Annotated in this window: 13 protein-coding genes and 1 pseudogene; 6 read left to right on the top strand and 8 right to left on the bottom strand. The window is 62.0% G+C overall.

Features of this window, described 5'->3' with window-relative positions; all coding sequences use genetic code 11:
- Window positions 1-261: 261 nt before the first annotated feature.
- A pseudogene (locus HV773_RS37550) lies at window positions 262-342 on the top strand (IS6 family transposase); the annotation flags it as partial.
- A gap of 279 nt (window positions 343-621) precedes the next feature.
- Complete coding sequence (locus HV773_RS18720; RefSeq protein ID WP_160113491.1) at window positions 622-795, top strand: hypothetical protein; 174 nt, start codon at window positions 622-624, stop codon at window positions 793-795.
- Between the two features lie 141 nt (window positions 796-936).
- Here HV773_RS18720 and HV773_RS18715 read toward each other — a convergent pair whose 3' ends face one another.
- From HV773_RS18715 to HV773_RS18695, 5 genes are all read right to left on the bottom strand, one after another.
- Window positions 937-1,281, bottom strand: coding sequence for a septal ring lytic transglycosylase RlpA family protein (locus tag HV773_RS18715; RefSeq protein WP_227875438.1), 345 nt, complete (start codon window positions 1,279-1,281; stop codon window positions 937-939).
- A gap of 597 nt (window positions 1,282-1,878) precedes the next feature.
- A complete protein-coding gene (locus HV773_RS18710) occupies window positions 1,879-2,877 on the bottom strand; it encodes a methyltransferase (RefSeq protein WP_129563994.1) in 999 nt (332 codons plus the stop codon).
- A 160-nt stretch (window positions 2,878-3,037) separates the two neighbouring features.
- A complete protein-coding gene (locus HV773_RS18705) occupies window positions 3,038-3,388 on the bottom strand; it encodes a hypothetical protein (protein ID WP_160113490.1) in 351 nt (116 codons plus the stop codon).
- Between the two features lie 309 nt (window positions 3,389-3,697).
- Window positions 3,698-4,309, bottom strand: coding sequence for a hypothetical protein (locus HV773_RS18700; protein WP_129563993.1), 612 nt, complete (start codon window positions 4,307-4,309; stop codon window positions 3,698-3,700).
- A gap of 321 nt (window positions 4,310-4,630) precedes the next feature.
- Window positions 4,631-5,896 carry a tyrosine-type recombinase/integrase gene (locus tag HV773_RS18695; protein ID WP_160113489.1) on the bottom strand — a complete coding sequence of 422 codons (1,266 nt, stop codon included), beginning with the start codon at window positions 5,894-5,896 and terminating at the stop codon, window positions 4,631-4,633.
- A gap of 176 nt (window positions 5,897-6,072) precedes the next feature.
- Here HV773_RS18695 and fusA point away from each other — a divergent pair, with 176 nt between their 5' ends.
- The gene (gene fusA, locus HV773_RS18690) at window positions 6,073-8,121 is read left to right on the top strand and encodes an elongation factor G (RefSeq protein WP_129563991.1); all 2,049 of its coding nucleotides are present in this window, start codon (window positions 6,073-6,075) and stop codon (window positions 8,119-8,121) included.
- 55 nt (window positions 8,122-8,176) lie between these two features.
- Here fusA and HV773_RS18685 read toward each other — a convergent pair whose 3' ends face one another.
- Window positions 8,177-9,157 carry a SphA family protein gene (locus HV773_RS18685; RefSeq protein WP_129563990.1) on the bottom strand — a complete coding sequence of 327 codons (981 nt, stop codon included), beginning with the start codon at window positions 9,155-9,157 and terminating at the stop codon, window positions 8,177-8,179.
- 247 nt (window positions 9,158-9,404) lie between these two features.
- On the opposite strand from HV773_RS18685, the gene HV773_RS18680 reads away from it, so the two are divergent.
- Both HV773_RS18680 and purU read left to right on the top strand, forming a co-directional pair.
- Window positions 9,405-9,908 carry a molybdopterin-dependent oxidoreductase gene (locus tag HV773_RS18680; protein ID WP_129563989.1) on the top strand — a complete coding sequence of 168 codons (504 nt, stop codon included), beginning with the start codon at window positions 9,405-9,407 and terminating at the stop codon, window positions 9,906-9,908.
- Between the two features lie 129 nt (window positions 9,909-10,037).
- On the top strand, window positions 10,038-10,916 hold the full coding sequence (gene purU / locus HV773_RS18675) for a formyltetrahydrofolate deformylase (RefSeq protein WP_129563988.1): 879 nt from the start codon (window positions 10,038-10,040) through the stop codon (window positions 10,914-10,916).
- 6 nt (window positions 10,917-10,922) lie between these two features.
- On the opposite strand, the gene HV773_RS18670 is transcribed toward purU, so the two are convergent.
- The gene (locus HV773_RS18670; protein WP_129563987.1) at window positions 10,923-11,186 is read right to left on the bottom strand and encodes a hypothetical protein; all 264 of its coding nucleotides are present in this window, start codon (window positions 11,184-11,186) and stop codon (window positions 10,923-10,925) included.
- 302 nt (window positions 11,187-11,488) lie between these two features.
- Here HV773_RS18670 and HV773_RS18665 point away from each other — a divergent pair, with 302 nt between their 5' ends.
- Window positions 11,489-12,616 carry a GlxA family transcriptional regulator gene (locus HV773_RS18665; RefSeq protein ID WP_129563986.1) on the top strand — a complete coding sequence of 376 codons (1,128 nt, stop codon included), beginning with the start codon at window positions 11,489-11,491 and terminating at the stop codon, window positions 12,614-12,616.
- A 69-nt stretch (window positions 12,617-12,685) separates the two neighbouring features.
- On the opposite strand, the gene HV773_RS18660 is transcribed toward HV773_RS18665, so the two are convergent.
- Window positions 12,686-13,687: a GlxA family transcriptional regulator gene (locus tag HV773_RS18660; RefSeq protein ID WP_227875437.1), complete on the bottom strand. Its 1,002-nt coding sequence runs from the start codon at window positions 13,685-13,687 to the stop codon at window positions 12,686-12,688.
- Between the last annotated feature and the right edge of the window lie 44 nt (window positions 13,688-13,731).

Below are 13,731 nucleotides of genomic sequence, written 5' to 3'. Positions count from 1 at the left end.
ACACCTGCGTGCGCGCTTGGGCGTGTGGATATTCATCTGATTCTGCCAAACGCCTCGCCGATCTGATGCGCGCGCTTGACCTCGTCGCTGTGCAGATAGATCGAGGGGGATTGTCAACTCTGGCCGGTAGCGACTCAATGAGACGAGTTCGAAGCCGTGCTTCGTCCATTGTCGACGTCGCGTGAGCCCGATAGCATGGCCCGATCGCATGGCCCGATGAAATAATCGCTCTACCACGGCCAGCGTTTCCCCGCGAGCGTCATCAGTTGCGCTGTTCGCTGGTACATTCGCTTCAACCTGAGCCTGCGCGACATCGCGGAACTGCTGCTCGACAACGCCATCGCCTACAACTGCGGGCGAGTCTCGCGGCGTGGCATCAATGGCCCGTTGTTGACGCGGCCAATATTGTCAATTGATCAGGATACCAATGCATTCTCCGAATCCAATCAGCTGTCGACGTTAAGTTGACAATTCCGTTCGATTGTCGCGACCGCCGGGATCCAGCACTGGTCGCTTGCACAACTCGCGCGGAGTGTCGCTGTTGATCGCGTGTAGCCCGGCCATGTATATCAGCCGTTCATCCTGATCACCCAGGTCGCCACGCTCGCGGTCATCAGTCTCATGCGGCACTCCCGCGGCAAGACCGGATTCGCCCCGGCCATCCTGCTGTGCATCCCCGGGGCGCTGCTCGGCACCGCGATCGGCATGACGCTCTATCAGCGGCTCTCGGACAATCACTTCGCGCGGGTGGTGAACCTGCTCATGATTGTCTCGGGGATCAGCTATTTCGGATGAGGGTCCGCGCCGACGCCTGGCGCTTACGCGCGCCGCGCGAGCCACTCGCCGATGCGTGGGAAGCCGGCGACGCCCGAGGCTTCTGCGCTTGTCCTCACGATCTCATCGAGTTGTGCGGACACGGCAATTTCACGCCAACCTTTACCTTCCCGTCGTCAAGATTCCGCCGCCATCCGACTCCGCCTGCGTGTTCGCCGTGTTCTCCACACGTTCGATCTGAACTCGCATCGACCGTGCGTTTGTCAAACCCAACGTCCTCGCCGCAGCATAGGAGAGATCGATAATTCGATTTTTGATGTATGGTCCGCGATCGTTGATGCGCACGACAACCGACTTTCCGGTTGCCAACGACCTGACGCGCACATAGCTGCCGAGCGGCAATGTCCGATGGGCAGCCGTTAGTGCGCCGGCATCAAAGCGCTCTCCACTCGCGGTCAGATGTCCCTGGAATTTTTCCGAATACCATGAGGCATCGCCGGATTGCACTATCTCGTGTCGCATCCGACAGGAATCAACCCTGCACGCAGTATGTTCGGACCCAAACTGTCCGCAAGCGGCGAATAAAACGCAGATTCCCAAAACTGCCAAATAGCGGAGGGATAGCACCATAGACCACATGACAGTCAATACGACGGTTTTTTAACGTTCTCAAAAAGCTCGCGCATACCGCGTGCCCGGCCGACATGAAATCTTGATAATTTTTTTACTATCGTGCGATGGGCACTGTGGCCTTCCCCCGCTTTCCCGGACAGGTAAATTAGCCCACCAGCGAGCCGAGACAACCATGCTCGATGATTCTGATCGCCAGCATCGGAAGGTCCGATGTCTGACGCGGGACGGCCATTTGAATGTGCGGTTGGCCGCAAGGGCGAACGGCTCAACTGGCCGATTGGGTGAGGTCGCCAACGGCCCCTTCGTGGCACTCCACTTTGCAAAATCTGGACCTGGCTGACTGACCGTTTTGGAGAAAGTTGTCTGACCAGAGTGAGTTGGGTACCGGCGTTCAGCACATCTCACAGTTGACCACGTGCTCCAAGGCCGCGGCACCTCGGTCGCGACCTTCCATCGCGTACCAGGTGTGTGCTATTCGAATGTAACGAGAGCTTCCGGTGAAGGTGGCAGGGGCGTCACACTGACGTTGGAAAAGCCAGCTTCGCGGCCCATCTGCTCAAGCTCGCGCGCGGTATACGCGTCGCCTTGCGGCGTGGATGCAAGCATCACAAATGAGAACGCGGCGGCGAAGGGCGGCGACACGCGATTCTCGTCTGGGACAAACTCCACCGCCAGCGCTCGCCCTGCGGGACCGAGGCTCTTGCGGACTTTCGAGAGTATTTCGACGCAGGTTGGCGGATCGAAGTGGTGCAGGAAGTTCGTAACCAGAGCCAGATCGAAATTCGTACCCCAATCGACTTCGAACGCACTGCCGGCGACCGTGCGGTAACGCGAATTGACTCCGGCAGCTACGGCGTGCTCCATCGCGACCTCAAGAACCGGCTGCCAGTCGGTCGCCACGACTTCCGCGCCGGGGATCGCCTTGGCGATCGCGATTCCGAACAGCCCATGCCCTGCCGCCACATCCAGCACGCGCGTCGGTGCCTGAGGCCACACGCTCACCTGTTGCGCGATGCTCTGCGCGGTTTGGGCCACGAAGGGTGCCATCGACCGTGCAAACTTCACCCAGACGGGATGGTCGGGGGCGATGTTGCCCAGTCCCAAGGCACCGCCGTTGCGAACGAACGCGACCGGGTCCTCGAGCCACAGTGCCGTCATTTCGGGGGCCGCGAGGAAATCCACGATGCTTCCTATCCAGGCGGGAGAGGAAGTCGTCAGGAATGCCGAAGTCGACGGCGTCAATCGATACTGTCCCGTTTCCTTCTGCAGAAATCCGTGCACGGCCAGGAAGTCGCAGAGTATGCGCACACCGCGCTTGGCGGCCTTTACCCGCTCGGCTATACGCTCCAAGTCGCCGTCTTCGTCGGCGATCGCGGTGAACAGATCGAGCGCCACTGCGGCTTTCACCGCGGCCGTCTTCTGGTAGGCCATCGTGGCATCGATAAAGGCCTGCGGAGAGATGTCATCCATGGTCGGTAGCCTTTCGCAAGATACCGCGCAAACAGGTGTTTGAATCGAGTCTTTCTTCACAGGATTTCAGCGCGCGCGTGAAGGACGGAACTCTTGAAAAGCCTACGCGAACAATGGCTCCGCGTCGAGCCTCATCCGTGCCTGAGCGTGTAACGCCCCCCTAGCTCGGGGTCTCGCCATGATCCTGTGTCACACCACTCCCGATTGGCCGGTCATCGAGATATCCGTCGAAGGCAAAATCACCGACCACAACAAGTTCTGCAATTTCGCGTTCACGTCTCGTGAGGCTGTCGATTGGCTCGCGCAGACGTGCCCGCAGAAAAATCAGAGTCTTCGTTAGAAAAGGGGCAACAACGATGGCATGGCCGTAAATTGCCAGGCGAGGTGTCCGCTGTAGAGAATTGAATAGTTCAATTGGGAGAGCATGGGGCGAGGCGCCCGGCCACTCAGATTTCATCAGCGTGACGAACTTTTCTTCCGCAAAGCAAAAAGCTCCGCCAAGGTCCGCCATGGCAATACTCCAGCCGCAGCCGGCGTCAACCTGTCTGATGCGCTCCGCTTCAAGTCGCTAGCATATCCTCAGGGCTTCGAGCAAATGCGGAAAGAGAGACTGCATTTGCAGACGTTCTGGTTCAGTAAATGCGCAGCGCTCGTAAGCCCGATATAGTGAGACAGAGGCTATAACTCCGCTCGCAGCGTTTACAGCGCCAGTGATCAATCCCTGCTCATGCCGATAGCGTCGTGCGTATGCAAGAAGGGCTGGCGAATGCCGGCTCGCCGGCAGAAGCGCACCCGGTTCATGCGTGAGTTCTGGAATCCCTTACGGAGACCTCACCATGAACGGCGTGCGCGGTACTTGGACGAAGCCTACCTGGCGATAATAGCTTCGTAACTTGGAGGAAGCTTTGGGCATCGGTACATCAAACTGGTCATAACCAAGCTTTATTTCATCACTTCCCTCGGGCTTTTCTCGGTGATTCCCCTCGAATTGCAGCGGAAACGCCTTCAGTGCGATCAGGCCAGCTCCCGTGCGAAACCTGTGTATCAGACCACGAAGCGCAACCAGTCCGAGGCCACTTCCCCGGTACTCGCGGTGAACGACTAACCGGTCCAGGATAAGCAGACTAGGATTCCACAAACAGCTGTCGCCATGTGCAAGACGAGCGACCCGGGGCTTTATGTCCTCGTCCGTGCCATACAACGCCTCAAAATACTGGATGCACGTGCTGTCGCTGTCGAAAACATCAAAGATGGATTCTCCCTCCGTTATCGCGCCTGTGACATCGACGTATTTCACACTGAAAGATCCTATTTCAACCTCCTCGTCATCTTCGTGCGTCAGCAATAATTTCCCAGAATTTTCGAATATGAACCGCGAAGGCTCTTCGTCTTCAGCGAGGAATTCGTTTTCCAAGCAGCGAAGCGTCAACATATACGGATCTCAAGAAGGATGGAGAAAATTAGGGGCAGTCAAGGCCGGAACCACGAGTTGGAACACACTGCTGACATGGATAAATCATTCGAAGGACGATCCGACCTCGTTGGCCATCCAGAAGGCTTGGCCCTGTGACTTCGACAATTTTATGAAGAACCTATTTACCAAGTCATATCGGACCACGTCCGAAGCCGAGTTCCCCAGTGCTCTGCTGGAGGCAGTGGAACATCGAAGTCCTCGACTACGTCAAGAGTCATACCGGGCGACGGGAGAACTGATGTCCAACTTTTGGCATGTTGTCCACAAGACCGGGGGCTTTTATGCCGCTGCGCTCACGTTAAGCGGGATCGCGTTGTCACCTGCCGCTGCCCGCCCGTACAGGTAATTCGTCCATGCTCCCATGAGTATCGCCCGGCGCTCAAACATCGTATCTCGTTGATATGCCACCGCGGTCTCTCCACGTAGCCGGTGCGCAAGCTGGCGCTCGCCAAGTCTGGGATCATAGCCTTTGGCATCCACCCAACCGCGAAAGCACGCACGACATCCATGAGGAACAGGAGTTCGGCCGGGGGTATCCGACACAATGCCCGTTTTCCGAAAGAACGTCTGCAAGTCCACGTCAGAAAGCGGCCCGGTGTTGGTCACGTTCGGGAAAACGTACCGATCGTGCACTTGTATTTCGCGCATCGCGCGCAGCAGGCTCACTACCTCGGGGACAAGCGGCACATCGTGTTCGACGCCACCTTTCATCCGCTCCGCGGGGATCAGCCACCGCGCACGATCAAGATCAAGTTCACCCCACTCCATGCCGCGCACCTCGGCTGGGCGAACCGCCGTGTGCAGCAGCACGAACGTGCACGCGCGCGTCACGTCGTGCGGCCCGATGCCCGCAAGGTGCGCGCGTACGAATGCGGGTGCATCGGTGTGCGGGATCGCAGGGTGATGTTTGGGCTTCGACTGCCGCGCGCTTCGACTCGGCAGCAAGGCGCGCGCGCTCGGCACCGGATTACACATCACGTACTCTGGGTACGCCGCGAAAGCCCATTCCATGATCGCGCTAGCGCGCTGAAAGACGTTATCCGCGACACGTGGACACTCAATCCACGCAGACGCGAGCGCATCGGAAAAGTCGCGCGGCTTGAGGGTATCGACGCGACACTCCAGCAGCGGCGCGAGGTGCATTTTTACGCTACTGAGCCACCGCCGCGCGTTTCTACCGTCCGCATGCTTCCAGCCGCTCTTAGCCTTCTCGTGTGTTTTCTCGGCGGCCTGCAGGAACGTGGGCACATTTACCTCCCGCTCGGCGATCACCTGCTCAAGTCCGCGCTCCTGGATTGGGTCGTGACCGCTGTCGATCTGGCTGCGCATCGCCAGCGCGCGCACTCGGGCGTCGCGCAGCGACGTGGACGGGTACACGCCCAATCCCATTTCACGGCGCTTGCGCGTCGTAGGGCTCACGTAGCGTAGCGCCCACTTGCCGCCGTTGGCATTGGGGCGGATCATCAGTCCGGGCACCTGACTATCGGTGAGCGGCCCATCGTCAGGTTTCAGGCTGCGTAGCGCGCGGTCGGTAAGCATGGGCATAGGGCATTCCCCAATATTTTGACCCACCATCCAGCCCACCATCCGATACTGGGTAGCAGTCGGATCAAAATGGATCAAATCAGGCTAATAATGGTGACAACGTATTGATTATGCAGTGGATTTACAGAAAAATTGTAGGCCACCCTGGATGAACCTGCACAACAAGGGATCGACAAATGGATTTCACCCCCGAAGCCATCCGTACTGTCGCGCTCGTCGGGCACGCCGGTTGCGGCAAGACCTCGCTCGCTGAAGCGCTGCTCCATCAGGGCGGCGCGCTCCACGCACCGGGCAGCGTGAATCGCGGCACCGCCCTGTGCGATTTCGATCCACTCGAGCGCAAATACCATCACTCGCTTAATTCCGCGCTCGCGCACCTGGACTACCAGGACACGCGCATTTTCCTGCTCGATACACCGGGCTACCCCGACTTCGCGGGCCTGTCCATCAGCGCGCTCGAAGCGGTGGAAACCGCGGCCGTCGTGATCGACGCACGCACCGGCATTGAAATGACCACCAGCCGCATGATGAGCTGGGCGCAGCAGCGCAAGCTGTGCCGGATGATCGTCGTGAACGGCATCGACGGCGAAAAAGTCGATCTTCCCGGCCTGCTCGAGCAAATTCAGGAGCTGTTCGGCAAGCAGTGCCTGCCCATCAATCTGCCTGCGCAAAACGCCAGCGACGTGGTGGACTGTTTTTTCAATCCCTCGGGTGCGGCCGATTTTCATTCGGTGGAAGCCGCGCACAATGCGCTCGTGGACCAGGTCATCGAACTGGACCCCGAATTAATGGAGCTGTATCTGGAGCAGGGCGAAGCCATTCGCCCCGAGCAATTGCACGAGCCATTCGAGCGCGCGCTGCGCGAAGGGCATCTGGTGCCCGTGTGCTTCACTTCGGCGGCAACGGGCGCGGGCATTGCACAATTGCTCGACGTGTTCGTGCGTCTCCTGCCCAACGTCACCGAGGGCAACCCGCCGATGTTCTATCGCGAGGCCGAGGGCAAGCGCACACCCGTGCAAGCGGAGCCGGACCCGGACAAGCACGTGCTCGCGCATGTGTTCAAGATCGTGGTGGACCCGTACATCGGCAAGGTGGCCGTGTTCCGCATTCATCAGGGCACGGTCACGCGCGACAGCCAGCTGTATATCGGCAACGGCCGCCAGCCCTTCAAGGTCGCGCATCTGCTGATGCTGCAAGGCAAGGATCACACGGAGATCCAGCGCGCCGGCCCCGGCAATATCTGCGCGGTGGCCAAGGCCGACGACATCAGCTTCGACGACGTGCTGCACGACGCCCCCGAGGACGGCGACATCCACCTCACGCCATGCGAGTTTCCCAATCCGATCTACGGTCTCGCGATCGAGCCGGCGCGGCGCGGCCACGAGCAGCGGCTCTGGGAGGTCCTGCAAAAGCTCGCCGCCGAAGATCCCTGTTTGCTGATCGAGCATCCCGAGGGCACCAACGAGACCGTCGTGCACGGCCTGGGCGAGCTGCATCTGCGCTACATGCTTGAACGGCTCACGGAACAGCACAAGCTCGAAGTGATCACGCGGCCGCCCACCATCGCGTGGCGCGAGACCATCGGCGGCAAGGCGGAAGGCCATTGCCGCCACAAGAAGCAGACCGGCGGCGCGGGCCAGTTCGGCGAGGTCATGCTGCGCGTGGAGCCGCTGCCGCGCGGCGCGGGGTTCGAATTCGTCGATGCGGTCAAGGGCGGCGCGATTCCCTCGCAGTTCATTCCCGCCGTCGAGAAAGGCATTCAGCAGGTGATTGAAAACGGGCCGCTCGCGGGCTTCCCGATGCAGGACGTGCGCGTGACCGTATACGACGGCAAGAGCCATCCGGTCGACTCGAAGGAAGTGGCGTTCGTTACGGCTGGGCGCAAGGCGTTTATCGATGCGGTGCTCAAGGCGCAGCCCATCGTGCTCGAACCCATCGTCGACATCGAGGTGATGACGCCCGAAGCAGCCATGGGCGACATCATCGGCGACCTCTCCTCGCGGCGCGGCCAGGTGCACGGCACGCGCACGGCGGGCGGCCATGCCATGGTGATTGCGGGCAAGGTGCCGCTCGCCGAGCTCAACGACTACCAGTCGCGCCTGAACTCGCTGGCGGGCGGCCACGGCAACTACAGCATCCAGCTAAGCCACTACGACCCCGTGCCGCCCGCACAGCAGGACAAGCTCGCGGCGCAGCACAAGGCGCGCGGCGAAAGCGTGGAGTAATTGCGGGTAAATTGCGTGCAACGCGGGCCGCGCGCCTGGCCGGCCCGCGCCGCGATCAGAACGCAATCGTGGCGCTCGCCTGCCAGGTCGACGTGCTCTTCAGGCGGTTGGTGCTGGCGATGCTCGGCACCCAGCGCAGGCTCGCGGAAAGCGGATGCTTGCCGCCGATCTTCGTGTCATAGGTAATGATCGGGCCCATGGCGAAGTCGTGCCCGACGAAGCCGTCGAGCCGGTCCGCGATCGGGCCGGTATCCTTGCCGAGCTGCTGCACCGTGCCCATCACCACACCCACGCCAATGCCATTGGCGAACCTCTTCAGGCCCATGACATCGAGCGTCAGCAACGGCGCGTTCTGATATTGGGTCGCGGGGTTGCGCGTGTAGAACTGCAGCCCGAGCACGCCGTCGAATTCGAGTCCGTACTGTGGCACGAGCTTCGTATAGGCCACCTGCGGCACGAAGGTCCAGTTGTTCAGGCTCGGGTTGGCCAGCGCATGAACGTCGTATTGGCCCGTGGGCGCCCAGAAGTTGAAGCTCAGCGCGAGATGGTCGTTCTGGCTGAAGCTGTAGCCGGCGATGATCGGCGTGAAGTACATGTCGTACAGGTTCGACGCGCGATCGGTCGACGTCCGCCCCGCCCGACCGATGGCGGACGTGGCCGTAACCTCTTCCCACACATAGGGCAGCGTGAAGGCCGATGCAAAATCCCAGCCTCCGAACTTGCCCCAGCCACGCTCGATCGTCGCGAGCGTGAAGGCGACCTTGCCGTCGAGGCCGAGCGACGCTTTCCCGGCGATCGGCACACTGTGGCTGCCGCTGATCGAGCCGTTGAGATACAGCTCCTGCACGTTCACGACCCACACATCCTCCGGCGGAACCGTGCCGACGCCCGACAGGACGCTCGTGCCGGCCACGGGACGCCCGAGCGCGCCCTCCGTTGCCCTGGCCCCGCCAGACCCGCACGCGAGGGCCGTGGCCAGGCTGCCGGCGGCATACAGCTTGAGTCGTTTTTGTACTTTCTTCTTTTGGCAGGTCATAAGCGCATCGTGGATGGGTAAGGATTGGCGTGCTTATCGAAGGCCCTTTCCTGCCCGACCGATTCAGCGCGAATTATTAGACAACGAACGTCCGTATTTTTCAAATTCATCAGACGTTTGGCGTGGTTTAGAGATAACAGCTAACGAGGTTCTCGCGCCTCACCCACACCGTAATATCCGTGCGATCATAACGGTCCCTTGCTCACCAATCCGCCTGCTGGCCGGCTCCCGGCCCGGAGACCCGACGATGGACCTCGCACTCGCCACCGCCCTCCCCGCCATCCCTGACGACAACGCGCCTGTCCCCGGCACCCTGCAGATCACCGGCAGCGTGCTGCGCCCGATGGCGCTCTCGCTCGACGCCCTGCGCGCCTATCCGGCCACGACCAGCACGCCGTTCGATCTGCGCTGCTACACCACGCAGCGCTTCATTCGCGCCGTCGAGCCTTACCGTGGCGTCCTGCTCACTGATCTGCTCAACGCGGCGGGCCTGCGCTGCGAGGCGCACGGCGACTTCAAGCGCATGGTCTTCCTCGCCATCGGCCACGACGGCTATGCCGTCCCCTTCACGTGGCACGAGTTGTTCAACACGCCGGTGGGCCTGCAAGCGATGGTCGCCTACGAATGCGGCGGCGCGCCGCTCGCCGAAGCAGACGGCGCACCGCTGCTGTTCTCGGGCGCGGACCTCGTGCCCGCGCCACGCCACCTCAAGCGCCTCGCGCGCATCGACGCGCGCGTGCTCGCGCCATGAAGCGCGGCGCGGTGGCGTGCTAACCACGCCTGGCGTTTCCATACCCGCAACATAGCGGGTGCGTTCTATGTGCCAGCGGGCAAAAAATGGCTTACTCCTCGCATCACTACGATACCTGGAGACCCTCACATGTCCATCGACGTTCGCTCACACCAGTACGTCCTGACCCTGTCCTGCCCGAGCGCCGCCGGACAAGTGGCCGCCGTCGCCGGCTTTCTGGACGGCCACCATTGCTACATCGACGAACTGACCGTCTTCGACGACGACATCAGCTCGCGCTTTTTCCTGCGTTGCGTCTTTCACGAAGTGATTCGGGGCGGCAACGGCGAGCTCGATCTCGCGAGCCTGCGCAGCGAATTCGAGCCCACGGCGCGCAAGCATGAAATGACGTGGGCGATCCACGACCTGCAGGTCCGGCCCAAGGTGCTGATCCTGGTGTCGAAGCTCGAGCACTGTCTCGCCGACCTGCTGTTCCGCTGGCGCATGGGCGAACTGCCGATGGACATTGCGGCCATCGCCTCGAACCATGCCGATTTCGAGCCGCTCGCGCGCCAACACGGGCTGCCGTTCCGGCATCTGCCGGTCACGCCGGAAACGCGTCAGCAGCAAGAAGCCGCGATCCTCGACCTGTTCGAATCGACGGGGTCTGAGTTGCTCGTGCTCGCGCGCTACATGCAGATTTTGTCCGACGAAACGAGCAAGCGCCTCGCGGGCCGCGCGATCAACATCCACCATTCGTTCTTGCCCGGCTTCAAGGGCGCGCGCCCCTATCATCAGGCGCACGTGCGCGGCGTGAAGCTGATTGGCGCAACCGCCCACTTCGTTACCGACGATCTGGACGAAGGCCCGATCATCGAGCAGGAAGTGCAGCGCGTGGATCACACCTGCGACCCCGAGCGGCTGCTCGCCGTGGGCCGCGACGTCGAGTGCGTGACGCTCGGGCGCGCCGTGAAGGCATTCCTCGAGCGCCGCGTGTTCATCAACGACGGGCGCACGGTGGTGCTCTAACGTGCGCTAACCCTGATGACGGCGCTGCGCCTCCTGTGCGAGGCAGGCCAGCGCCGTTTCGCTGAGCCGGGCTGTCACGCGCTGCGCATAGTCGTGATGCCGGACCTCCAGCATCGCGCCGAGGCACCGCGCGCGCAGATAGCGCAGCAAGCCGATGCGCTGATGCCCGCGCGCCATGCTCTGTTCAAGCAGCGCGAGCGCGGCGGCGGCGTCGCCATGGCTGGCACGCTGGTTGAGATCGACGGTTTTGGCGCGCGGCTGGTGCGGCACGGTGGAGAGCCCTGGCGATGGAATCGGGTTGAATCAGGTTGTATCGGCTGCGCCGAGTGTCGCCAACGCGGCCAAGCGCCGATAGAACAAATGCGCCGTGGTCGCGGAACACCGTCGCCACGGGCCGTGCCATGGCGGCGGAATTTCGTTTTGACACAGATACCTGACGCATAACCACAAGTGCCGGCGCACCGGATAAGCGACGCTTGAGCGGACTGCAGCGCCGCGGGTTTTATGCGTTTTTTGGTATTCCCGGGCCGCAGACGTTCATTCGCATGCGTTTTCCCGAGCCGCCCGCCGCCATGTCCGACCCGCTTCCGATCGTTCCCTCGCCCGACGTACAAACCAAGGAGCGCATCCGCTTCGGCATCGTGCTGCTGCCCAATTTCACGCTCACGGCTTTTTCCGGCTTCGTAGATATGCTGCGCCTTTCGGCCGACGACGGCGATTCCAGCAAGCCCGTACGCTGCTCGTGGCGCGTGATTGGCGAGACGCTGGCGCCGGTGCGCGCGAGTTGTGGCATCCAGGTCACGCCGTGGGAGACCTTCGAAGACGCCGAACCGGTGGACTATCTCGTCGTCGTGGGCGGCCTGCTGCATTCGGGCCCGCAGGCGAGCGAGGAAACGCTGCGCCATATCCACCGCGCGGCGGCCAACGGCACCACGGTGGTGGGCATCTGCACCGGCGTGTTCGCCATGATGCGCGCGGGCGTGCTGGAGAATCACCGCATCTGCGTAAGCTGGTTCCACTACTGGGACTTCATCGAACGCTTCCCCAACGTGAACGCGGATGCACTGGTTGCCGACCGGCTCTTCGTGATCGATCGCCGCCGCATTACGTGTTCGGGCGGGCGCGCGTCGATCGACGTGGCCGCCGCGATTCTGCTGCGCCACTTCGATCACGCGACCGTCCAGAAGGCGCTGCGCATTCTGCTGGTAGGCGAGATGCAGAAGGGCAACGCGCCCCAACCGCATCCGCCTGGCCTCGAGCCCGCTACGCATCCGAAGGTCAAGCGCGCGATCCTGCTGATGGAGCAGCAAGTCGGGCGCAACATCCCACTGGAAGAATTGGCCTGCAAGCTCAATCTCTCGCCGCGCCAGCTCGAACGGCTCTTCAAGGCCGAGACGGGCAAGAGCCCGCGCGCATTCGCCAATGTGCTGCGCCTGCGCACCGCCGCGTGGCTGCTCACGAGTTCGGACCGCACCGTGGCCGATATTGCATCGAGTTGCGGTTTCGCCGACGCGTCGCATCTCGGGCGCGAGTTCCGCAAGCAGTTCGGCGTGCCGCCGATCATGTACCGCGAGCAGCGCAGCGGCGAGCGCGGTAGTCAAGACAGCTCGCAGATGCCTGACCTTGACGCCTTCCTTCGCACCGACCACCGGCTCGCGGCGCCTGAAGCAAGCGTGCCCGCGTCTTCCGCCCTGCACTGATCGTCGAATCGCGCGCGCCGCGGCGTGTCAGCACGCGCGGCGCAGCGTCTGCCCGCAGTGTCTGCCTTTTCACTCCCCGCCGCGCCGCTCGTGACTCGGCGCATGGCCGAACTGCACGCGATACGCCTTGCTGAAATGGCACGGCGAATTGAACCCGCAAATCGCGGTCACGCGCGAGATCGACGCATCCGTCGTGCGCAACAGTTCACGTGCGCGCTTCAAGCGCAGCGTGAGGTAATAGTGCGTGGGCGACACGTTCAAATAGGCTTTGAACATGCGCTGCAAATGCCGCTGCGAAAGCCGCACGAGCCGCGCGAGTTCCTCCAGCGAAAGCGGCTCGCGAATATTCGCTTCCATCAGCCGCACGACCTCGACCAGTTCCGCGCGCGAGAAACCCACGCGCGCGTCCACGGGAATCGGCTGCAAGTCGGTCGCGCCGCGAATGCGCTCCAGAATGAATTGCTCCGAGACCTTCGCGGCAAGCTGCTGGCCCAAGCGCGCGCCCACGAGATCGAGCATCAGGTCCAGCGGCGCCGTGCCGCCCGTACAGGTCAGCCGGTCGCGGTCGACCACGAAGAGTTCGTCGGCGAATTGCACATGAGGAAAGCGCTCGTGCAGTGACGAAAGGTTTTCCCAATGCACCACGCAGCGGTAGCCGTCGAGCAGCCCGCTCGCCATGAGCGCGTAAGCACCCGTGCAAATGCCGCCAAGCGGTAGGCCCTGCTCCGCGAAGCCGCGCAGCGCGTCGCGCACGTTGTCGTCCACGGCATCCTGAATGTGAATGCCGCCGCAGACGATCATCACGTCGGGGAGATCGTCCGGGTCCGGCGCCTGGGCGGGGCGCACCGAAATCCCGTTGCTCGCACGGGCAGGCGCGCCGTCGAGCGTGTAGACCGACCAGCGATAAAGATCGCCGCGACCCACATAGTTGGCCATGCGCAGAACTTCGACGGCGTTCGAAAACGCGATCATCGAAAAGTTCGGCAAGGTAAGGAACCCAAAATGTTTCAATGAAGAAACCGGCTTCGTGAGTTCGGTGGTTTCTACAGCTTCGGCGGTGCCGGATGTCACGTTGCGCCCCTATGGAGACAAACCTGCACGGACTGAGAATAAAG

The organism is Paraburkholderia caffeinitolerans (assembly GCF_902859945.1).
GTDB lineage: Bacteria > Pseudomonadota > Gammaproteobacteria > Burkholderiales > Burkholderiaceae > Paraburkholderia > Paraburkholderia caffeinitolerans.
Note: the sequence above shows the minus strand (reverse complement) of the source record. Positions and strands in the feature narration are given on the sequence as shown.

Bases quoted from the DNA above. Each gene is read 5' to 3' on its own strand.
- HV773_RS18720 (WP_160113491.1), top strand. From the start codon at position 622: ATGCGGCACTCCCGCGGCAAGACCGGATTCGCCCCGGCCATCCTGCTG.
- HV773_RS18710 (WP_129563994.1), bottom strand. From the start codon at position 2,877: ATGGATGACATCTCTCCGCAGGCCTTTATCGATGCCACGATGGCCTAC.
- HV773_RS18705 (WP_160113490.1), bottom strand. From the start codon at position 3,388: ATGGCGGACCTTGGCGGAGCTTTTTGCTTTGCGGAAGAAAAGTTCGTC.
- HV773_RS18700 (WP_129563993.1), bottom strand. From the start codon at position 4,309: ATGTTGACGCTTCGCTGCTTGGAAAACGAATTCCTCGCTGAAGACGAA.
- HV773_RS18695 (WP_160113489.1), bottom strand. From the start codon at position 5,896: ATGCCCATGCTTACCGACCGCGCGCTACGCAGCCTGAAACCTGACGAT.
- fusA (WP_129563991.1), top strand. From the start codon at position 6,073: ATGGATTTCACCCCCGAAGCCATCCGTACTGTCGCGCTCGTCGGGCAC.
- HV773_RS18685 (WP_129563990.1), bottom strand. From the start codon at position 9,157: ATGACCTGCCAAAAGAAGAAAGTACAAAAACGACTCAAGCTGTATGCC.
- HV773_RS18680 (WP_129563989.1), top strand. From the start codon at position 9,405: ATGGACCTCGCACTCGCCACCGCCCTCCCCGCCATCCCTGACGACAAC.
- purU (WP_129563988.1), top strand. From the start codon at position 10,038: ATGTCCATCGACGTTCGCTCACACCAGTACGTCCTGACCCTGTCCTGC.
- HV773_RS18665 (WP_129563986.1), top strand. From the start codon at position 11,489: ATGTCCGACCCGCTTCCGATCGTTCCCTCGCCCGACGTACAAACCAAG.